We start from the raw sequence: 18,848 nt of genomic DNA, 5'->3' as shown, positions 1-18,848 counted from the left end.
TGGATGAGGTTGCTGCTGCGGGCCTCCGATAAACCAGTTCAAAGCGCATCCATAAAGCGCGGCGGGAGGAGACGATGCGGTATCGGAAGAGGGGGTGCGGACTGCGCGCCAGCGGGCTGCTGCTGGGCTGTCTGTCGGCGTCGCTGGCACTGGCGCAGGAGCCGCCGGCCGCGAGCGCGGACAGCATCCCGGTGCAGGGTCTGGAGTCCGCACCGGCGGCGCCAGCGCCAGCCGAGCGCGCCCTGCCGCCGGCCACGGCGCTGGAAACCGTGGTGGTCACCGCGCAGAAGCGCGAGGCCTCGCTGCAGAAGACGCCGATCTCGCTGCTCGCCTTCGACACTCGCAAGCTGGAAACCCTCGACATCCGTGGCGTCGGCGATCTCGCCAGCCAGGTGCCGGCGATGACCGTCGATCCCTTTCCCACCAACAACGCGCAGTTGCGCCTGTTCATCCGCGGCGTCGGCCTGATCGACGCGCAGGTGACGCAGGACGCGGCGGTGGGCGTCTACATCGACGGCATCTACATCGCCCGTTCCGCCGGTCTGGCGCTGGATGTCGCCGACCTCGCGCGGGTGGAAGTGCTGCGCGGCCCGCAGGGCACGCTCTATGGCCGCAATGCCACCGGCGGCGCGGTCAACCTCATCACCCGGCGGCCGTCCACCCAGGGCTTTGCCAGCACCGAGAGCCTGAGCTACGGCAGCCGCAACACGCTCACTGCGAAGGCGGCGGTGAATCTGCCGCTGAGCGAGACCCTGGCGGTGAAGCTGGCGGCGATCCGCAGCACGCGCGACGGCTATGTCGAAAACCTCGGGCCGGGCGGCGAGTTCGGCGACCACCGCGATCTCGGTCTGCGCTTCGATGCCCGCTGGCGGCCGTGGTCGGCGCTGACCGCCGACTACAGCTACGACTACAGCGATGTCGGCAACTACAACCAGCTGTTCCAGGCGGTGATTCCATCCATCACCACGCACGGCTCGGCGGACCTGTTCAAGGCGCATGCGCAGAGCCAGACGGTCTATTCGCAAAGCCGGCTCGATGCGCTCACCACCAGCGCGCCGCTGGCCGAGTCCGGCACCGAGGTGTCCGGCCACGCGCTGACGTTGGCCTACGACTTCGGCGGCTACGAGCTGAAGTATCTCGGCGCCTACCGCCAGCTCGACGACAGCACCTATTCGGACCTGGGCGGCGGCCTCGGTTCGCAGACCTACCGGCTCGATACCCAGGCCTATAGCGGCCCGGCGGCGACCATGGCCAATGGTGGGCCCACGCCTCTGCAGATTCCGCACGTGTTCCAGGACCAGTGGTCGCACGAGCTGCAACTGAGCGGCAAGTGGTTCGACGAGCAGCTCGATGTGGTTGCCGGCTTCTACGCCTTCGAGGAGAACGGCGGCGAGGACGGCCGGCCGCTGCACCACATCCTGCATTCGGTGATCGACCCTTCCGGCCAGGTGCCGTTGCCGCCGGCCATCGCCCAGGTGCTGGGCGGCCTGACCGGCGCGGTCAATCCGCAACTGGTGGTGTTCCGCGACTACCTGTTCGGCATCCGCAACGAGGCGCAGGCCTTCTACACCCAGGCCACCTGGTCGCCGGACTGGTTCCAGCGCCGCCTGCATCTCACTGCCGGCTTCCGGCATTCCCGCGACCGCCGCTACGCGCTCAAGGACTCGCACAGCCGCCAGTACATCCAGGTCGAGCAGAACGGGCAGGGGCTCGCGGTGGAGCTGCCGGAGAGTTCCGGCACCGATACGTTCGACAATGTGCAGGCCAGCAGCCGCTACAGCGACAACTCACCCTCGTTCAATGTGCAGTACGAGCTGAGCGAGGGCGCCACGGTGTATCTCTCCGCCGCGCGGGCCTACAAGAGCGGTGGCTACAACGTGCGTGATCCGCAGGTGTCCGGCGAGTCCGGCGCGGCCTCGGACGGCACCGACTACGGCTTCGGTTTTATCGAGGGCTTCAAGCCCGAGACGGTGCAGTCCACCGAGCTGGGCATCAAGAGCGAGTGGCTGGGCCGGCGCCTGCGGCTCAATGGCGATGTCTTCCGCAGCGACTACCGCGACCAGCAGATCAACTTCCTGATCCCCGGCACGGTGTCCGACTCCAAAACCCTCAACGCCGGCCGCTCGCGCATCAGCGGCCTGGAGCTGGACCTCACCGCCCTGCTGGCGCCGGGCATGGTGCTGGGCCTTAACTACGCCCTGCTCGATGCCCAGACCATCGAGGTGCTGGACATCGACGGCAACAACGTCGCCGACCGCTATCCCTTCAGCTCCGCGCCGCGCCACTCCGGCAGCGCCTCGCTGGACTGGACCTTCCTGAAGCGTGGCTGGGGCAATCTGCGCGCCTATCTGGGCTACAACTACACCGGCCTGCGTCAGGGCAGCGCCTCGCTGCGCGACTATCGCGACGGCGCCCAGGTGCCGGCCTATGGCCTGCTGACCGGGCAGATCGGCGTCAGCGGCTTCCGGCTTGGCGGCAAGGGGCGGCTGGATGTCGCGCTCTATGGCCGCAATCTGCTGGACGAGGAATACGTCGCCATCGCCATCGACAATACGCCGCAGGCGGATCGCGCGGTGGTGTTCGGGGAGCCTAGGAGCTTGGGCGTGAATCTGATTTATCGGTATCGCTGAAGGGGGGCGCACCTCTTTCCCCTCCCCCTTGTGGGGAGGGGCTAGGGGAGGGGGAAAGCCGTGGCGGAGTGTTGTGCTTTCGCCTAGCTCTGCTGGTGTGCGGTGCTGGTGGGTCGCGCATTCGCGCTCTGCTGAGCTCGCAGGGCCTGATAGCTTTCTTTCGCCCCCTGGCGACTCACTTTTCTTTGCTTGTGCAAAGAAAAGTAAGCAAAAGAAAGCACACCCCTGCGTCGCGCCCCTACGGGGTACCCTGCGATGCTCGTGGTCGGGGGGACGCGCCCGAACTCGGCGCCCTATAGGCGCCTCGGACATGCGGGCGCTTCCATACCCCCCGACCACTGCGCTTCTCGGCGCTTACGAAGGGGAGGGCAAGTCAACAGCACTCAGGCTCGTCGGCTACGCCGACATCGCGCGAGCAAAGCAAGCGCCTGCCGTTGATGTTGCGGCGGGCGAAGACCGCCGTGCTGTAGATGGTCCGGTCCCCTTCGTAGCGCCGAGAAGCGGAGGTCTCCGGGGGTATGGAAGCCGGCGCATGTTTGAGGCGCCTATAGGGCGCCGAGTTCGCCGGCGTCCCCCGGAGACCGAGCATCGCAGGTTTACCCCCGCAGGGGGCGCTACGCAGGGGTGTGCTTTCTTTTGCTTACTTTTCTTTGCACAAGCAAAGAAAAGTGAGTCGCCAGGGGGCGAAAAAAAGCTTGCAGCTACAGCACAGCTAGCAGAGCGCGAACGCGCGAACCACAAACCAGCAGACCAAGACGAAGGCGAAGCACTCCGCTACGGCATTCCCCCTCCCCAACCCCTCCCCACAAGGGGGAGGGGAGCAGTTGCTGCAAGGACATAGCCCCATGCATGGGCGATATGATCGCGACACTGCCCCGCGCTACCCGCCCGCATGACCCACGCCAAAGACTCGCTGTTCAGCCAGGCCCTCTCGTTGCTGCAACTGGGCGCGCCGGCCTCCTACCTGCTGCTGCTGCTGTCCTTGCTGGCGCTGACGCTGATCATCGTCAAGACCTGGGAGTTCTGGGATTTCCGCATCACCGACCGCTCCTACGTTGGCCGGGTGCTGATGCTGTTCCATCGTGGCCAGCCGGAAGAGGCGCTGAGTCTGTTGCAGGCGCAGCGCGGCCCGCTGGCCCAGACCCTCGCGGTCGCGGTGGTGGCGGCCGGCAAGGCCGAGCTCAGCAGTGAGCAGGCGCAGGAGTACGCGCGGGTGTACGCCACCGAGCGGCTGGAAGAAGCGCGTGGTCTGCTGCGCCCCCTGGAAGTGATCGGCCAGTTGGCACCACTGACCGGTCTGCTGGGCACCGTGCTCGGAATGATCTCGGCCTTCCAGGCCCTGCAGATCGCCGGCGAGCGGGTATCGCCGACGCAGCTTTCGGGCGGCATCTGGGAGGCGCTGCTGACCACCGCCGCCGGCCTGGTGGTGGCCATCCCCTGCATCGCCGCGCTGAACACCTTCGAGCGCCTGGTGGAGCGCCTGCACACGGATCTCGAGTCCGCGCTCACCCGGCTGTTCACGCCGCCGGTGCGGCTGCCGGGCAGCACCGAGCCGACGGCGTTGGAGACCCTGTTCGAGAAGGTGCACTGATGCGCCTGACGTCGGCGCAACGGCCGCGCTCGCGGCTGTCGCTGATCCCCTTGATCGACGTGATGTTGGTGCTGCTGTTCTTCTTCATGCTCGCCACCAGCTATGTCGAGGTCGAGCGCACTCGCCTGGAGCTCGCCTCCGGCGGCCGCCCCGGCAGTGGCGGCGGCGACGAGGCGGCGGTGGCGGTGGTGCTGGAGCAGGGCCTGCTGCGCTACGGCGGTGAGGTGCGCCCGCTGGCGGAGTTGCTGCCGCAGCTGCGCGCCCTGCCGGCGGATGCCGAGCTGCGTCTGACTCCGGCACCGGGCCTGTCCCTGCAAGCCCTGTTGGCGGCCTGGCAACAGCTGCGCGCCGAGGGCATCGCCGCCAAGCTTGGGACCAGCGCGCCATGAGGTTGAGCGGCGAGCCGGGCATCCGCCTGCCGCGTGGCCGGCGCTTGCGCAGCCTCGACGACGCGCTGCTGCCGCTGATCAACATCGTGTTTCTGCTGATGGTGTTCTTCCTGTTTGTCGGCCGCCTGGGCGGCAGCCTGGCGCCGGAACAGGCGCCGGTCAGCCAGGGCGCGCGCGGGCCGGTGCTCAGCGCCGCGCCGCAGCGCCTCGAACTGCTGCCCGACGGGCGCCTGCAGATCGGTGCCGAGCGCTTTGCCGAGACCGAGCTGGCGGCACGCATCGCCGCCTGGCAGGGCCTGCCGGTGGACCTGCGCAGTGGCGCCGAGGCGCCGGCCGAGCGGGTGCTGCGGGTGCTGGCTGTGCTGCGCGGAGCCGGGGTGGGCGAGGTGCGCCTGCTGACGGTGCGCTCGCTCGGGGCTGGCTAGCCTGCGACGATCTCGCGCATCTCGGCGGCGCGGATCGCCTTGGGCTTGAGCCGCAGCTCGTCCAGGGCATCGGCCTCGGCCAGGGCCTGCACCCGCTGCAGGTGTTCGCGGATGCGCTCGCTGTAGAGATCGCGGCCGTCGAAGTGCGCGCCCATGTAGCGGTGCATGCCGCCGAAATAGCCGTCCAGGCGCTCCGCCCACATCTTGCGGTTGAACTCGGCGGTGCCGCGCAGCAGCTGCTCCGGCGACTGGTAGCTGCTGCCCGCGGGACCGGCCAGGCCGCAGTAGGTGAACTCGCGGTAGAGATAGTCCCGGCATTTTTCCAGGTAGCAGCGGTCGGCGGTCTGCGCCAGCACGTCGGCGGTGCCGAGGATGAAACCCAGCTGGCGGTCCTTGGGGTCGTGGACGTCGATGGCGTCCAGGGCCAGCTCGTAACCGGTGAAGTGCACCAGCTGGCGCGCCATCGCCGCCTCGCGGTCATAACCGCTCTCGGGCAGGAAGTCGCCGAGGAAATCGGCACTGCGCTGCACATGCACGAAGGTGAATTCGGCGCCGTTCTTGGCGCTGTCGTCCTGGTGGCGGATGTAGCCGGCATCGTGGAACAGTGCGGCAATCACTCCCAGCAGGCCGCGTCGCGCGCCTAGGCGCTCATCGCTGGCGGCACTGCGTTCATGGCCCTCCAGCAGGCGGGCGAAGGCCAGCGCGCAATCCAGCGAATGCTGGGCATCGTGATACCAGGTGTCGCAGCCGGCATAGCCGCGCAGGCTGCCGGAGTAGAGCTGGCCGAACACCCGGAATGCCTGCTGCACGGGGCCAAGATCGGCGCCGGGGTAGAGCGCGGACAACAGGCTGGCAACGGCGTCGTGCACCGCATCGGGGCGGGCGATCTCGACGCGATTGGTTACGTCGTAGTGGTTGCGGCGTCGCACCACCCCTCCTCGCGGGTTGGTTTGCCTAGGCCGATGGTAGGGCGCAGATGCCAGCAGCGATAGCCGCTGGCATGACCGGCATCACAACTCGACCAGGACCGGCGCGTGATCCGAGGGCCGATCCAGGCGGCGCGGCGCGGTATCCACCTTCCAGCTGCGGGCGCTCAGCGGCGCGGACAGCAGCAGATGGTCGATGCGCAGGCCGAGGTTGCGGCGGAAGCCGGCGGCGCGGTAGTCCCACCAGGTAAAGCGGCCTTCCGGCAGGAAGGTCTGGGTGTAGGCATCGGCGAGGCCGAGGTCGAGCAGGGCTTGCAGGGCGGCGCGCTCCGGCGGCGAGCAGAGGATGTTGCCCTCCCAGGTCGCCGGATCGTGGCTGTCTTCCGGCGTCGGCGCGATGTTGTAGTCACCGAGCACCGCCAACTGCGGATGCGCGGCCAGCTCGCCTTGCAGATAGTCGCGCAGCGCGGCGAGGAAGCGCAGCTTGTACTCGTACTTCTCCGAACCCAGCGCCTGGCCGTTGACCACATAGACCGAGACCACCCGCACGCCGCCGATGGTGGCGGCGATCACCCGCTTCTGCGGGTCGTCGAAGCCCGGCAGGTCGCGGCTGACGTCTTCCAGCGCCAGCGGCGCGCGCGCCAGCAGGGCGACGCCGTTATAGGTTTTCTGGCCGTTGCTAACCGCCAGATAGCCAGCCTCCGCCAGTGCCGCGTGCGGAAAAACCTCGTCAACCAGCTTCAATTCTTGCAGTGCCACCACGTCGGGCTGCGCCTCGGCCAGCCAGCCCAAGAGATGCGGCAAGCGGACGTTGAGGGAGTTGACGTTCCAGGTGGCGATTTTCATTGCGAAGGCGAAGGTGCTGACATCAATGATTCTGCATATACAGGCATCCGTTGGTGGCTGCCGGTCCCGGCAGGTTTTCAGCCGGCAGCCAGGCTGTGCAACTCGGCAAGCTTCAGCCGCATCGGCCCGCGCACCAGATCGGCCAGGGTGTAGCCGCGCAGCTCGTTGACGAAGCCGCGCTCGGCCTTGTCGAGGGCGACTTTCAGGGCGCAGGCGCCAAAGAACACGCAGGGGCCGCGCGGGCAGTCGGCCATCTTGCCCAGTCCTTCCAGGGCTTCCACCACATCGCCGATGCGGATCGCGGAAGGAGCCTGCGCGAGCAGGAGGCCACCATCGCGGCCGCTCTTGGCGCGGACGTAGCCGAGCTTGCGCAGCTTTTGCGCGACCTTCTGCATGTGATGGCCCGACACCTTGAAATCGGCCGCGATGCGGCCGACGCCGATCGGCTTGGGGTCGGAGCGTGCGGCCAGATAGGTCAGAAGCCGCAGGGAAAAATCGGTGTACAGAGAGATGCGCATGCTGCCTTTCGAGGCCGATCAGTAGTGCTTTACGCCCAAGTTTATCCAATTGGGGGTGGGGCAATTCCAAAACATGGCATTCCATTTGCTGGATTTAGCGTCAGGTTTCTGCACAGGGAGTTTTTCAGACATGGAAGTTCAGCTGCGGGTGCTGTTGGCGAGCGAGGACGCGTTGCAGACCACGTTCATCGAGACAGCCATTGCCGCGGCCGGGCATGCCGTGGTTGCCCGCTGTGGCACCGGCCACGAGGTGCTGCGGGTACTGCGCGCCAGCAAGGTGGATCTGGTGATCGTCCAAGCGCAGTCTGTCAGTCGCTGCCTGCTGGATGCGCTGGAGCGGATTTATCAGGACTTGCCGCACCCGGTACTGCTGGTCGCCGCGCATGGCGATGGCGCGAGCATACGCCGCGCGATGCGCGTGGGGGTGAGCACCTATGTGCTCGGCGAGCTGCAGCCGCACCGCCTGGACACGATCATCGAGGAATGCCTGATGCGGTTTCAGATGCAGGAAGCGCTCAGAAGCGACCTCAAGGCGGTGTCAGAGCAACTCGCCGATGCACGGGACGTCGAACGTGCGAAAGGCGTGCTGATGAAGCGTCGGCAGGTCGATGAAGAGCAGGCGCTCAATACCCTGCAGAGCATGGCCAATGATCGCCGGCAGCGGCTCGGCGACTTTGCCCGCAGCCTCTTGGCGGTGGCCGAAGCGCTCTGAATTCAGCGTAGCGATATGCCAAGCGCTTGCTGGTCATCGAGCTCGGAATCGGTGATCGCTACTGGCACGGTGTTTGCTGCGTCTTAAGTGTGACCCCTGATTAGGGGCGCGGTCAGCCAAAGTTGCCTGATCTCCTTTTTGAAGTTCTTGTGCATCGGCAAAGTTGCCAATGCCCTTCGACTTCTTCACTAGGGAGTGGCAACGATGAGCAAGTCGGGTGAGGCCGTAATCGGCTGGTTGGAACTGGTGGCGATCATGACTGCCGCCGGAGCGCAGCTTTCGGTTGCGGTGATGTGGTGGCAGACCTTGAGCTGACGCGCCAAGGGCACGCCGCGATGACCTCGCTGAGCAAACGCCGCATTCAGACACTGGGCCTAGGCCTGCTGCTTGCCTTGCAGGCCTCGCGTGCCTATTCGGACTCCGGCCTGCTGGATGCCCTGCGCAGCGATGCGCTCGTACTCGATCAGGCCAGCAAGGCGCTGCTTGCGCCCGCCTATGCCGGTCCGGATGGTTTTACCGTCTATGTCGGCTCCAATGCGAAGAGCGTCTGGCTGCGCGAGATCTGGCTGGGCATCGACAACAAGCCACTGACCCGCTACGTCTATTCGCAACGGGAAGCCGAGGCGCTGGCCGCGCACGGACTGCACCAGCTGCTGGTCGCCGATCTTGCTCCGGGCAGGCATCGCCTGCGGGCGCAGGCCGCGGCGGCGCCGCTCGACGCAGGGCCAAGCGACCCGCGGCAGCGCGCGGCGATTGATCTCGAGTTTGAGAAAACGGTAGGGCCGATCCAGTTTGAACTCAGCTGGACGGAGGCCTCATTCGCCGGGCAGCCCACGCTCAAGCTGCGTGAGTGGCGCGGCTTGTCCAGTCGCCCGTCGGCCTCCCAGGATGACGGGCTGGCGGCGCTCGCCGGCGGCGATGGGCCTGGAGCGCGCGCGGCGGATTTTCTCGACGCCACCGGGCACCGATTCATGGCCGCCGCGCAGCGTCAGTTGCTGGGGATCAACGCGCCAGCTTTTGCGCCGCCGGCGGGTGCCGGAGTACCGATCAGCGCGGCTGGCGACAATTCCGCAGCGCTCTACGAGGCCTATAACGCCCTCGCTGGCGAGGGTGCTGGCAACGACCGCCTGACTGCGCTGGAGGCGCTCGCCAACAGCGAGGAATGCCGAAATAAACCCCGCCTGCTCTGCGATCGCCTCAATGCCGCACTCGGCTACCGACGGCTCGCCAGCCGCGACGGTCTGGCCGCCGCCGCCGCCTTCCGCCGCGTGCGTGATCCCGGCCCCTATGCCAACAGCGCCTTGCTGGGCCTGGGCTGGGCCTTGCTGGCGCCACCAACTGCGGGCGCGGCGGCCAAGGACGATGCCGTAACAGCCGGCCCGCAGCGGCGCGAAGTTCGGTCGATGCAGCCCAAAGAACGGGCTGAGGCGCTACGCGCGGCGATGGTTCCCTGGATAGAACTGACCGGGCGCGACCCCACCGACCCCGCCGTGCAGGAGGGCCAGATCGCCTTGCCCTGGGCGCTGAGCCAGCTCGATGCCCAGGTGCAGGCGCAGGACTACTACAACCGTGCGGTGACGCAGCTGGACGCGATCATCCAGCGCGCCGACAAGGCCGCGGCCGAGGTGAGCGCCGGCAAGCTGCGCGCGACCATCCTCAACCTGCCAGCCAGCGAAGCCTGGCATTGGGGGCTGGCGGATCTGTTGCCGGATTCGCGCTGGTGGCTGTATCCACCGGACGCCGTGCGCGAGACCTTCTACCTCGAGCCTCTGCTCGGCGATAAGCCGTTCCGGGACGCTGCCGAGCATCTGCAGGAGCTGCAGGAGATCGATGCGACACTGGCCATCAACGAGCAAGGCCTGTCGGCGTCGGGCAACGCCGACCTGCTCGCGCGCACACAGCGGCTGCGGGCCAGGCTGGCAACGTTGCGCGATGCCGAATGCCACCAGCTCGAGGTTCTCGCGGCCGAGTCCCTGCAAGGCCTCAAGCGGCAAACGCAGGCCTATCTGGTCGAAGCCCGCTACGCACTTGCGCAGCTGTATGACCGTGCGCCGGAGCTGGCCAGCCGATGAAACTCCGCTTGCCATGGTTGGCGTCGGCGCTGCTGGCTTTCAGCGCCGCCGCCGCACAGCCGGTGACTACCGTAGGCACCACCACCGAGAACAATGGCCTGAGCCGCAATGGCGCCTTCACGGTGAAAACGCCGAGCATCCTGCGGGTGGGGCCGGCGCAGTCGGTGCCGCCCAACCCGCGCGCCGCGATTGCGCAGTACGACCACATCCTCAAGCTGCCGGCCGATGCCGCCACCCGCGCCGATGCCCTGCGTCGTGGCGCCGATCTGCGCGTGCAGCTGGCGGATGTCGACGGCCTGGTCAACATTCCGGTGTTGCGCACTGCCATCGCCCAGTATCAGACACTGCTGGCAGAACAGCCCGGTTACGCCTTGAACGACCGCGTGCTGTATCAGCTGGCGCGTGCACAGCTGGCCGTCGGCGACGCCGAGCTCGCCATCAACAGCCTGCGCGCGCTTGGTGATCGCTACCCGGCCTCCGAGCGCGCCGGCGACGCGGTGTTCCGCGCCGCGGAGCTGCTGTTCCAGCGCAAACGCTACGCCGAGGCGGAGGTGCAATACCGTCGCGTGGTGGCGACCGGTCCGATCAACCCGCTGTTCTCGTCCGCGCAGTACAAGCTGGGCTGGTCGCTGGTGAAGCAGGGAAAGCACGAACAGGCCCTGCCGGTGTTCTTCGCGATTCTCGATCGCGAGCTGCCGCCGGGCGTGCTCGAAGAGCCTGCGGCGGCACTGGCTGCCGTCGCCAAGAGCCGTGCCGACATCACCAGCGAAGTGCTGCGTGTCACCGGCAGCTCGCTGGCAGCGCTGGGCTCCGGCAAGCAGATCAACGCCTACTTCGAGACGGTCGGCGGCGAGCCGCGATTCGCCACGCTGCTCTACGCCGCTCTCGCCAAGCAGCTGCTGGACGAACGGCAGCTCGTGGCCGCAGCGGAGGTCAACCTCGCCTTTGTCGAGCGCCATCCGCAGCACCCGCGCGCCGCTGAGTTCCAGGCCCGCGCGATTGGCATCTACGAGACCAACGGCTACGGCGAGCAGGCGGTGGCTGCCAAAGAGAGTTACGTCAAGCTCTTCACGCCCCAGGCCGGGCAGCCGCCCGCCAGCTCGGCGGTGGTGGCGGAGCTGAAGCGCAGTATCGGCGACCTGGGCCGCTACTACCAGGCGCGCGCGCAAGCCAGAGACGCCACCGAAACCGCCCAGCGCAAGGACGATTTCGCCAAGGCCGCGGACTGGTATCACCGTGCGCTGCAGCTGTTCGCCAACGATCCCGAAGTGGCGGCGCTCTCCCTGCTCTATGCCGACGCGCTCTACGACAGTGGCCAGACCCGTGCCGCCGCGCTGCAGTACGAGAGCGCCGCCTACGAGTCTCTGGCCCAGCCCCGGCGGGCCGAGGCCGCCTACGCCGCTGTGCAGGCCTGGCAGAGCCTGGCCGCGGCAGCGAAGCCCGAGGCGCGCGACGAACTGCTGCGGCAGTCTGTCCGCGCCAGCCGCAGGCTGGCCGATGGCTTCCCGGAGCATCCGCAGTGGGCGCTGGTCATGACCCGTGCGGCCGACGATCTCATCGCGCTGCACGATATCCAGCAGGCCTTGGAGCTGGCCACCCGCATGCTGGCCTCACCCAGACCAGGGGCGCCGGAGCTTCGCAGCGCCATGTTGGGAGTCGTCGCCGACGCGCGCTTCGGGCAGCGCAGCTATGCCGCCGCCGAAAGCGCCTACGAGGAGCTGCTGAAGCTGCTCGACGGCGGTGATCCGCGGCGGGCCATCGCCGCCGAACGCATGGCGAGGTGCATCTACGAACAAGCGGTGACGGCCCGCAGCGAGGGCAATCTGCGCCTGGCGGCGAAGACCTTTGCGCGGGTCGGGGCCTCGGTGCCGCAGTCCAGCATCCGCACGGCGGCGGACTACGACGCGGCCTCGGCGCTGATGGCGCTCGGCGACTGGCCTGGCGCGCAGCTGCTGCTGGAAGGACTGCACCAACGCGCTCCGGACCACGCGCTGGCGGTGGATGCCGAGCGAAAGCTGGCGCAGGCCTACGAGAAAGACAGAAAGCTGAGCGCTGCGGCTGCCGTTTACGCGCGCCTGTCGCAGCGCGGCGAGCTGTCGCCGGAGCAACGGCGCGACGCCAGCTTGTTGTCGGCCCAGGCGTATGAGCTCGCCGGCAATGCGCCGGCGGCGGGCAGGGCCTACGAGGCCTATCTGGGTAGCTATCCGCAGCCACTGGAAGCCGCGCAGCTTGCGCGCCGGCATCTGGCCGATATTTCGCGTGGCGCGCTACGTGATTCGGCGCGGTATCTGTACTGGCTGCGCGAACTGGTTGCGGCCGACGAGTCGGCCCGCGTCGCGCGCGACGCCAGCATCCGCCAGATGGCCGCGCAGGCGAGCCTGGAGATTGGCCAGATCGCCGCCGCCAATGCGCGCCTGGTGCGCCTGAGCCAGCCGGTGGAGATCAGCCTGGCGCAGCGCCGACGCGCCATCGAAGCCGCGGTGCTGATGCTCGACCGTGCGGCGGCCTATGGATTTGCCGAGGTAAGCACTGCGGCGACCTACGAACTGGGCACGGTCTATCGCGATTTTGGTCGCGCGCTGCTGGAGTCCGAGCGGCCAACGGCGCTGCCGGCCGACGCGCTGGCCGAATACAACTTGCTGCTCGAAGAGCAGGCAAACCCCTTTGAGGAAAAGGCCATGCAGGCCTACGAGGCCAATCTGGCGCGCCTGCGTCAGGGTCTGTGGGACCAGTGGATACGCAAGAGCAGCCTGGCGCTCAGCGAGCTGGCGCCGGGCAAGTACGGCAAGAACGAGCAACTGGACGAGCGCTATGAAGCGATCCATTGAAGCTGCGATCGGGCCAGCCCTGCTGGCGGCAATGGTCACGGCATGCAGCAGCGGGCCTGCGCCGCGACCGGTGGCAAAGCTTCCTGCGCCAGCGGTGGCGACGGTGGCGGCGATGCCGGTGAGTCAAGAGGCGGCGGATGCCCGCTTCCGTGCCGCGCTGAAGCTGATGGCGGAGCGCAAGAGCGGCGAAGCGCAGCAGGCCTTCATCGGTTTGTCGAAGGAGTTCCCAACCTTGTCAGGTCCGCTCACCGACCTGGGAATCCTCTATGCCCGTAGCAAGCAGCGCGAGCTGGCACTCGCTGCTTTCGCCAAGGCGATCGCCGCCAATCCGGACAACGCCGTCGCCCTCAACTGGTGCGGCGCGCTGCATCGCGAGGCCGGCAACTATCCGCGCGCCGAGGAGTTCTATCTCAAGGCGCTCGCGGTGCGACCCGACTACGCGGCAGCGGCCTTGAATCTCGGCATTTTGTATGAAGTCTCGATGCGACGGCCGCAGGATGCGCTGGCGCAATACCGGCGCTATAGGCAGCTCAGCGGCAAGGACGATCTCATCGTCGCCGCCTGGATCAAAGACCTCGAAAGCAGCGGCGCCGTGGTGGCGGCCAATCCGGTGGGGGACCGTTCATGAAAGCGGCCGCTCTGCTCGCCGCCACGCTGGTCACGCACCTGACGAGCGCCGGTGCGGATGGTCCGAAGGCGCCGGTGATGGGGACGGTGATCGTGCAGGAGAACGACGTCGCCATCGGCCTGCTTCTCGCGCCCTGGAAAGACGAGACGAAGCCGGCAGGCGAGCATCCGCCGGGCCTGCATGAAGTACCGCTGCAAGCCGCCGACGTGGCGGAGGACCAGGCGCGCACCGCCGCACTTGCAACCGTCGAAAGTTACCAACGCGCGCGCAGGCAGTCGCTGCGCTAATCCCCATCACCACCAGCCACCAACCAGGAAACCCGCCATGAACGTCATCACTCTCATTGTCCAGTTCTTTCACAGCGGCGGCGCATTCATGTATCCCATCGCACTGGTGCTGGTGATGGCCGTCGCGGTGGCCATCGAGCGCCTGATATTTCTGCTGCGCTCGGAGCGCGATAGCCGTCGGCTTTGGGCGGAGATCTCACCGCTCATCGTCAGCGGCGACTATGCCGCCATGGAGAAGGTTCTAGCCGACTCGCCGGCGGCCTTGGCGCGGGTGCTGGAGTCGGCCATCAAGCAATCGCGCGTCGACAGCCGCCGCAGCGAGCTGGAAATTGCCACCGAACAAGGCTTGATGGACGTGATGCCCGCCATCGAACGACGCACGCACTATCTCGCCACGTTCTCCAACATGTCCACGCTGCTGGGCCTGCTCGGCACCGTGCTGGGTCTGATCGGCGCGTTTGCCGCGCTCGGCAGCGCCGACCCGGCGACCAAGGCCGACCTGCTGTCCTCCGGCATCTCGGAGGCGATGAACTGCACGGCGTTCGGGCTCATGGTCGCCATTCCCTCGCTGTTCGTGCATTCCTACATGCAGAGCCGCACCACCGAGCTGGTCGACAGCATCGAGGCGGTGTGCTCGCGCTTTGTCAGCAGTGTCTGCGGCAAGGCCCGCGCGGCGGCGACGGCGGCGACGGCCTGATGCGCTACGACCTCACCATGGAGGATGCCGAGGGCGATGACGCGCCGCCGCGTCGCAGCCGTCGCGCGCGCCGTGTGCAGCGGCAGCTGCGGCAGATGAAGGACGGCGAGCTCAACATCGTGTCGATGATCGACGTGTTCGCCGTGCTGGTGTTCTTCCTGCTGGTGAGTTCGTCGATCGCGGCCGCGCGCCTCAACATCCTGGCGCTGGATCTGCCAGGCAAGTCGGCAGCGGCCAGCGCCGCGCCGCCGCTGACGCATCCGGAAATTGAGCTGTTGCCGGATGCGCTGCGGGTGAATGTCGGTGACGGCAGATCGCAGCGCCTGGCAAGGACCAAGGCGGGCTATGACCTGGCGACTCTTTCCAGCCTGCTGCTCGCCGCCAAGCAGGCCGCGCCGGAGCAGGACAGAGCCAATCTCCTGGTCGCTCCCGATGTGGCCTATGAAGAGCTGGTGGCGGTGATGGATGCGGTGCGGCAAGGGCCCGGGCAGCGCGACCTGTACCCGCGCATCGCCATCGGTGCCGTCGCCATGGAGGAACGGCCATGAACACACGTCTGCGGGAACGCCGCAATCAACGCGCGCTGCGTCGCGGTCCGGCGACGGCACTCAACATCGTTTCGCTGATCGATGTGTTTGCGATCCTGGTCTTCTACCTGTTGTTCAACGCGCTCTCTCCAGAGGTGCTACCGCTGCCGCGCGACATCAAGCTGCCGGCATCGGTGGCGCAGACGCCGCCGCGCGTCACCGTCGCGGTGCTGGTCACCGGCGAGAAGATCTTTGTCGACGATCGAGCGGTCATGGATACCGCGCAGGCGCTCGCCGACGGTCCGGAATCGCTGGCGGCGCTCAAGGCCGCGCTGCAAGCGCGACCGGGCAACCAGGAAAATCCCGGCGAGGTCAGCATCATGGCGGACAAGCGCATCCCCTATCGCCTGCTGAAGCGGGTCATGGCCGCGTGCGCCGAGGCCGAATATGGCCACATCTCGCTGGCGGTGGTGGAGAAGCCGCTGGGGCGTGGCGCATGAGTCCGGCCCTCGCCAACTCGCTGAACATGAGTGATGCCTGGGGCATCGCGGCGGCGAGTGACCGCCGCTTTCGCCGGCTGTGCCTGCATCTCGGCGTGCCGGCGATTGTTTTGGCGATCCTGATGCCATGGCTGCAGTCATGGTTGCCGTCCACTGCGCCGGTGCTGCCGCCGCCGATACGTATCGAGTTGCTGCCGGAGCCGCCCAAGCGCGAGCCGGTGAAAGTCGCGGCGGTAGTACCGCCGCAGCCACCGCCGCCGGTGCCGAAGAAAGCGCCAGCAGCTGCCACCCCGCAACCGGCGGCGAAGCTCAGCGCCCACGCTGCGCCGGCCCCGACCGCGCGCGAGTTGGCGCAGGCAGCGGGCCTGATGCGTCTGCGCGACCAGCTGGCCTCGATGAGCGACCGCAATCTGGTGGCGGTCAACAGTCCACAGGCCCTGATGGTGTCGACGCACCCGGGGCGTGGTGGCCTGACCGGCGAGAGCCTGACGGCGGGAGCCGCGGCCACCAGCGGCGGCGCCGGTGGCGCTGGGCTCAGCGGAGTGTCCGGCAGCCGTGTTGGCGGTGGACTTGGTGCGCGGCGCACAGGATCTGTGCAGTCGAGCCTCGGTTCGGGCGCGCGGCCGTCCGGAGACGGCACAAGTCCGCGCGCATCCGGACGCGGGCTGGAGGAAATACAGCTGGCATTTGACCGCAGCAAATCCGCGTTCAACGCCATCTTCAGCCGCGCGGCGCGCGAGACGCCCGGTATGGGTGCAGGCCGCGTGGTGGTGAGCCTCACTATCGCGCCAGATGGCTCGGTGACGCGCTGCGAACTGGTGTCTGGTGGATTCGACAACCCGGATCTGGTGCAGAAAATCCTCCAGCGCGTGCGCCTGCTCAACTTTGGTGCCAAGGATGTACCGCCTTACACCTATCCCAACTATCCGATTGATTTTCTGCCCTCGTAGTGTTGAGTGCGGCTTGGCACGCCGGTTGCTATTAAATAGGTAGTGAAAATACCAAGATCGGCCAACGATGCCTGATCTTACGGACATCGAAGTCCACGTCTGCGCGGGAGGCTCGCCGCAGGCGTGGACTTTTTTTTGGCTGATCGACATCGAACCAAGGGGAGTTTTATGAAACGTTATTGCCTTAGCCTGACTCCGTTAGTAGCTACGGTGAGCTTCTGCTCTCAGGCAGCGCTGGCGGCGGACTCGGTGCCGCCTTATTACCTGGCTCCCATGGCCTCCTACGTCCTTGCCGATGACGGCCGCGGCTCTGGCGACGCCCTTGGTGGCGTGCTGGCTCTCGGCGCACACCTGACTCCGCTGGTGGACGTGGAACTGCTCGGCAGCTACCTCAGCTACAAGGGCAAGGGCGCGACGCAGAAGTTCGCACGCGAAGCCGGCGGCGTCGGCGTCAACGTCTATCTTTACCGCGCCGATGACGGCAGCGGCCCGTTCATCCACGGCGACGTGATGGGAGTCGATCGCAGCTATTTCAACTACGGTCTCGGCTACGACTTCATGTTCGGCAAGGGTGGCTTTGGTCTGCGCGCGGAAGCGCTGCTGCACAACGACGGCTTCCAGTATCACGAAGGGCAGTTCAACCTCGGTCTGCGCATCCCCTTTGGCAAGCAGCCGGTCGCCGCCGCGATGCCGCCACCGCCACCGCCGCCGCCGCCGGCAGAAGTGGCGGTGATCGAGCCGCCAGCCCCGCCGCCACCGCCGCCGCCGGCCCCCTGCGTGGGGTCGGGAAGCGGCCAGACCATCGACCTCACCGGTTGCAAGACGGGCGACAACATCGTGTTGCGTGGCGTGAACTTCGACTTCGACAAGGACGCGCTGACAGTCAACGCCAAGGTCATTCTCGACCAGGTGGTCGATGCTCTGAAGCGGCGCCCGGACATCAAGGTCGAGATCGGCGGGCACACCGACGCGAAAGGCACGGTCCCCTATAACAGGGAGCTTTCCGAGCGCCGCGCGGCCTCAGTCAAGAACTACCTGATCGCCCAGGGTATCGAGGCGGATCGCATGAGTGCCGTGGGTTACGGCAAGGTGGTTGCCATTGCCGACAACGACACCGACGAAGGCCGCGAGCTGAACCGCCGTGTCGAGCTGACGGTGACTGCCGCCGATCCGGCCGCGGGTGGCGTGGTGACCGAGCAGGCGGGCATGCCGGATGCGGTTGCCGTCGCTCCGGTTGCCGTTGCGGAAGCTCCGGCGGAAACCCACGCTCCGGCAGCCGCTCCCGCCGTGGCGGTATCGGCAAGCAGCGCGGTGTCGATCAGCAACTACCTGTATGTGCCCGGCAAGCAAACGGTGGCGGTGGGTGGCACGGTGACCTGGACCAACAACGATCCCATCACTCATACGGTCAAGTTCGACGATGGCGACATCAAGATCAAGTCCGGGCAAACCTACACACGCAGCTTCTCCAGCCCCGGCACCGTGACCTACCGCTGCGGCATCCACCCGGACATGAGCGGGTCCATCGAGGTCATTGCCCCCTGATCCACACAAGTCCCAGGCCAGCCACCGGCGCACCGCACGCGCCGGTGGCTACCCAGGCACCACAGTTGGTGTGAACAAGAGGTCGCCATGAATGCAATCGCAGAAGAAGTGTCACCGGGCGCTGTGGGTATGAGCCGGCGCGGTGGCACCCGTGGCCAAACGCATGGCAGGCATGCGGTCAAGGGCCTGCGCATCATGCTGGTTGACGACAATCCCGAGCGGCTGGAAATGCTCAGCCGAGCGCTGACCTCGGAGGGCCACATGGTGGCAGCGCGACTGGACACCAGCGCTGATCTCATCCAGGCGGTATCGATCCACCAGCCCGATGTGATCTTTATCGACGTCGATGCGCCAGGGCGCGACACGCTGGAGTCCTTGGGTCAGCTGAGTCGTGAGCAGCCTCGCCCGATCGTCTTGTTCGCGGCGCGCAGCGACAGCGATACCACCCGGCGCGCCGTGCGTGCGGGGGTGAGTGCCTATGTCGTCGATGGCATGCACCCGGCGCGCCTGAGTGCGCTGCTCGAAGTGGCGATCGCGCGCTTTGAGATTCATCAGTCGATGAGCCGCAAGCTGGAGCAAGCCAACGTCCGCCTCGCCGACATGCGCGACATCGAAAAAGCCAAGGGCCTGGTGATGAAGCGCCGCGGCCTCGATGAGGAGGCGGCCTACGCCCTGATGCGAAAAATGGCGATGGACCGCAAGCAGCGGATCGGCGAGCTCGCGCGTTCGCTGATCTCCGCCGCCGACGTGCTGTAGCGCCAGAGTCGGTCATGCGAA

The 18,848-nt window shown here is 67.1% G+C and carries 18 protein-coding genes; 15 read left to right on the top strand and 3 right to left on the bottom strand.

Annotated elements, in window-relative coordinates:
• Positions 1-74 precede the first annotated feature (74 nt).
• From AC3WT6_RS00785 to AC3WT6_RS00770, 4 genes are all read left to right on the top strand, one after another.
• Complete coding sequence (locus tag AC3WT6_RS00785) at positions 75-2,630, top strand: TonB-dependent receptor (RefSeq protein WP_492651641.1); 2,556 nt, start codon at positions 75-77, stop codon at positions 2,628-2,630.
• 892 nt (positions 2,631-3,522) lie between these two features.
• Positions 3,523-4,221 (top strand): MotA/TolQ/ExbB proton channel family protein, encoded by a 699-nt coding sequence (locus AC3WT6_RS00780; RefSeq protein ID WP_492651640.1) that lies wholly within the window; start codon positions 3,523-3,525, stop codon positions 4,219-4,221.
• On the top strand, positions 4,221-4,610 hold the full coding sequence (locus AC3WT6_RS00775; protein WP_492651639.1) for an ExbD/TolR family protein: 390 nt from the start codon (positions 4,221-4,223) through the stop codon (positions 4,608-4,610). The genes AC3WT6_RS00780 and AC3WT6_RS00775 overlap by 1 nt, the downstream gene beginning before the upstream one ends.
• Complete coding sequence (locus AC3WT6_RS00770) at positions 4,607-5,035, top strand: ExbD/TolR family protein (RefSeq protein WP_492651638.1); 429 nt, start codon at positions 4,607-4,609, stop codon at positions 5,033-5,035. Before AC3WT6_RS00775 ends, AC3WT6_RS00770 begins: the two co-directional genes overlap by 4 nt.
• On the opposite strand, the gene AC3WT6_RS00765 is transcribed toward AC3WT6_RS00770, so the two are convergent.
• The 3 genes from AC3WT6_RS00765 to AC3WT6_RS00755 all read right to left on the bottom strand — a co-directional run bounded on the left by AC3WT6_RS00765 (position 5,032) and on the right by AC3WT6_RS00755 (position 7,325).
• A complete protein-coding gene (locus tag AC3WT6_RS00765; protein ID WP_492651637.1) occupies positions 5,032-5,964 on the bottom strand; it encodes a hypothetical protein in 933 nt (310 codons plus the stop codon). The genes AC3WT6_RS00770 and AC3WT6_RS00765 overlap by 4 nt on opposite strands.
• 81 nt (positions 5,965-6,045) lie before the next feature.
• Positions 6,046-6,807, bottom strand: coding sequence for an exodeoxyribonuclease III (locus AC3WT6_RS00760; RefSeq protein ID WP_492651636.1), 762 nt, complete (start codon positions 6,805-6,807; stop codon positions 6,046-6,048).
• A 77-nt stretch (positions 6,808-6,884) separates the two neighbouring features.
• A complete protein-coding gene (locus tag AC3WT6_RS00755; RefSeq protein ID WP_492651635.1) occupies positions 6,885-7,325 on the bottom strand; it encodes an RrF2 family transcriptional regulator in 441 nt (146 codons plus the stop codon).
• Between the two features lie 73 nt (positions 7,326-7,398).
• Between AC3WT6_RS00755 and AC3WT6_RS00750 the strand changes: the two genes are divergently transcribed.
• The 11 genes from AC3WT6_RS00750 to AC3WT6_RS00700 all read left to right on the top strand — a co-directional run bounded on the left by AC3WT6_RS00750 (position 7,399) and on the right by AC3WT6_RS00700 (position 18,827).
• Positions 7,399-8,037: an ANTAR domain-containing response regulator gene (locus tag AC3WT6_RS00750; protein WP_492651634.1), complete on the top strand. Its 639-nt coding sequence runs from the start codon at positions 7,399-7,401 to the stop codon at positions 8,035-8,037.
• A 335-nt stretch (positions 8,038-8,372) separates the two neighbouring features.
• The gene (locus AC3WT6_RS00745) at positions 8,373-10,109 is read left to right on the top strand and encodes a hypothetical protein (protein ID WP_492651633.1); all 1,737 of its coding nucleotides are present in this window, start codon (positions 8,373-8,375) and stop codon (positions 10,107-10,109) included.
• Positions 10,106-12,937, top strand: a complete 2,832-nt coding sequence (locus AC3WT6_RS00740; RefSeq protein WP_492651632.1) for a tetratricopeptide repeat protein — start codon at positions 10,106-10,108, stop codon at positions 12,935-12,937. The genes AC3WT6_RS00745 and AC3WT6_RS00740 overlap by 4 nt, the downstream gene beginning before the upstream one ends.
• Positions 12,921-13,565 carry a tetratricopeptide repeat protein gene (locus tag AC3WT6_RS00735; RefSeq protein WP_492651631.1) on the top strand — a complete coding sequence of 215 codons (645 nt, stop codon included), beginning with the start codon at positions 12,921-12,923 and terminating at the stop codon, positions 13,563-13,565. The genes AC3WT6_RS00740 and AC3WT6_RS00735 overlap by 17 nt, the downstream gene beginning before the upstream one ends.
• Positions 13,562-13,852 (top strand): hypothetical protein, encoded by a 291-nt coding sequence (locus AC3WT6_RS00730; protein WP_492651630.1) that lies wholly within the window; start codon positions 13,562-13,564, stop codon positions 13,850-13,852. Before AC3WT6_RS00735 ends, AC3WT6_RS00730 begins: the two co-directional genes overlap by 4 nt.
• 37 nt (positions 13,853-13,889) lie before the next feature.
• Complete coding sequence (locus AC3WT6_RS00725; RefSeq protein ID WP_492651629.1) at positions 13,890-14,549, top strand: MotA/TolQ/ExbB proton channel family protein; 660 nt, start codon at positions 13,890-13,892, stop codon at positions 14,547-14,549.
• The gene (locus tag AC3WT6_RS00720) at positions 14,549-15,097 is read left to right on the top strand and encodes a biopolymer transporter ExbD (protein ID WP_492651628.1); all 549 of its coding nucleotides are present in this window, start codon (positions 14,549-14,551) and stop codon (positions 15,095-15,097) included. The genes AC3WT6_RS00725 and AC3WT6_RS00720 overlap by 1 nt, the downstream gene beginning before the upstream one ends.
• Positions 15,094-15,576, top strand: a complete 483-nt coding sequence (locus AC3WT6_RS00715) for an ExbD/TolR family protein (protein ID WP_492651627.1) — start codon at positions 15,094-15,096, stop codon at positions 15,574-15,576. Before AC3WT6_RS00720 ends, AC3WT6_RS00715 begins: the two co-directional genes overlap by 4 nt.
• Positions 15,573-16,526 carry an AgmX/PglI C-terminal domain-containing protein gene (locus AC3WT6_RS00710; protein WP_492651626.1) on the top strand — a complete coding sequence of 318 codons (954 nt, stop codon included), beginning with the start codon at positions 15,573-15,575 and terminating at the stop codon, positions 16,524-16,526. Before AC3WT6_RS00715 ends, AC3WT6_RS00710 begins: the two co-directional genes overlap by 4 nt.
• A 273-nt stretch (positions 16,527-16,799) precedes the next feature.
• A complete protein-coding gene (locus AC3WT6_RS00705; RefSeq protein ID WP_492651625.1) occupies positions 16,800-18,071 on the top strand; it encodes an OmpA family protein in 1,272 nt (423 codons plus the stop codon).
• Positions 18,072-18,158: 87 nt separating this feature from the next.
• A complete protein-coding gene (locus AC3WT6_RS00700) occupies positions 18,159-18,827 on the top strand; it encodes an ANTAR domain-containing response regulator (RefSeq protein ID WP_492651624.1) in 669 nt (222 codons plus the stop codon).
• Positions 18,828-18,848: the final 21 nt, after the last annotated feature.

It is taken from the genome of Stagnimonas sp. FW305-C-60 (assembly GCF_058782965.1).
The sequence above is the reverse complement of the archived record's forward strand: the minus strand, read 5'-3'. Positions and strand labels throughout refer to the sequence as shown.

What these genes read in the sequence shown, in the direction of transcription:
- AC3WT6_RS00785 (WP_492651641.1), top strand. Translation starts at nt 75, where the DNA reads ATGCGGTATCGGAAGAGGGGGTGCGGACTGCGCGCCAGCGGGCTGCTG.
- AC3WT6_RS00780 (WP_492651640.1), top strand. Translation starts at nt 3,523, where the DNA reads ATGACCCACGCCAAAGACTCGCTGTTCAGCCAGGCCCTCTCGTTGCTG.
- AC3WT6_RS00775 (WP_492651639.1), top strand. Translation starts at nt 4,221, where the DNA reads ATGCGCCTGACGTCGGCGCAACGGCCGCGCTCGCGGCTGTCGCTGATC.
- AC3WT6_RS00770 (WP_492651638.1), top strand. Translation starts at nt 4,607, where the DNA reads ATGAGGTTGAGCGGCGAGCCGGGCATCCGCCTGCCGCGTGGCCGGCGC.
- AC3WT6_RS00760 (WP_492651636.1), bottom strand. Translation starts at nt 6,807, where the DNA reads ATGAAAATCGCCACCTGGAACGTCAACTCCCTCAACGTCCGCTTGCCG.
- AC3WT6_RS00755 (WP_492651635.1), bottom strand. Translation starts at nt 7,325, where the DNA reads ATGCGCATCTCTCTGTACACCGATTTTTCCCTGCGGCTTCTGACCTAT.
- AC3WT6_RS00750 (WP_492651634.1), top strand. Translation starts at nt 7,399, where the DNA reads ATGGCATTCCATTTGCTGGATTTAGCGTCAGGTTTCTGCACAGGGAGT.
- AC3WT6_RS00745 (WP_492651633.1), top strand. Translation starts at nt 8,373, where the DNA reads ATGACCTCGCTGAGCAAACGCCGCATTCAGACACTGGGCCTAGGCCTG.
- AC3WT6_RS00740 (WP_492651632.1), top strand. Translation starts at nt 10,106, where the DNA reads ATGAAACTCCGCTTGCCATGGTTGGCGTCGGCGCTGCTGGCTTTCAGC.
- AC3WT6_RS00735 (WP_492651631.1), top strand. Translation starts at nt 12,921, where the DNA reads ATGAAGCGATCCATTGAAGCTGCGATCGGGCCAGCCCTGCTGGCGGCA.
- AC3WT6_RS00730 (WP_492651630.1), top strand. Translation starts at nt 13,562, where the DNA reads ATGAAAGCGGCCGCTCTGCTCGCCGCCACGCTGGTCACGCACCTGACG.
- AC3WT6_RS00725 (WP_492651629.1), top strand. Translation starts at nt 13,890, where the DNA reads ATGAACGTCATCACTCTCATTGTCCAGTTCTTTCACAGCGGCGGCGCA.
- AC3WT6_RS00720 (WP_492651628.1), top strand. Translation starts at nt 14,549, where the DNA reads ATGCGCTACGACCTCACCATGGAGGATGCCGAGGGCGATGACGCGCCG.
- AC3WT6_RS00715 (WP_492651627.1), top strand. Translation starts at nt 15,094, where the DNA reads ATGAACACACGTCTGCGGGAACGCCGCAATCAACGCGCGCTGCGTCGC.
- AC3WT6_RS00710 (WP_492651626.1), top strand. Translation starts at nt 15,573, where the DNA reads ATGAGTCCGGCCCTCGCCAACTCGCTGAACATGAGTGATGCCTGGGGC.
- AC3WT6_RS00705 (WP_492651625.1), top strand. Translation starts at nt 16,800, where the DNA reads ATGGCCTCCTACGTCCTTGCCGATGACGGCCGCGGCTCTGGCGACGCC.
- AC3WT6_RS00700 (WP_492651624.1), top strand. Translation starts at nt 18,159, where the DNA reads ATGAATGCAATCGCAGAAGAAGTGTCACCGGGCGCTGTGGGTATGAGC.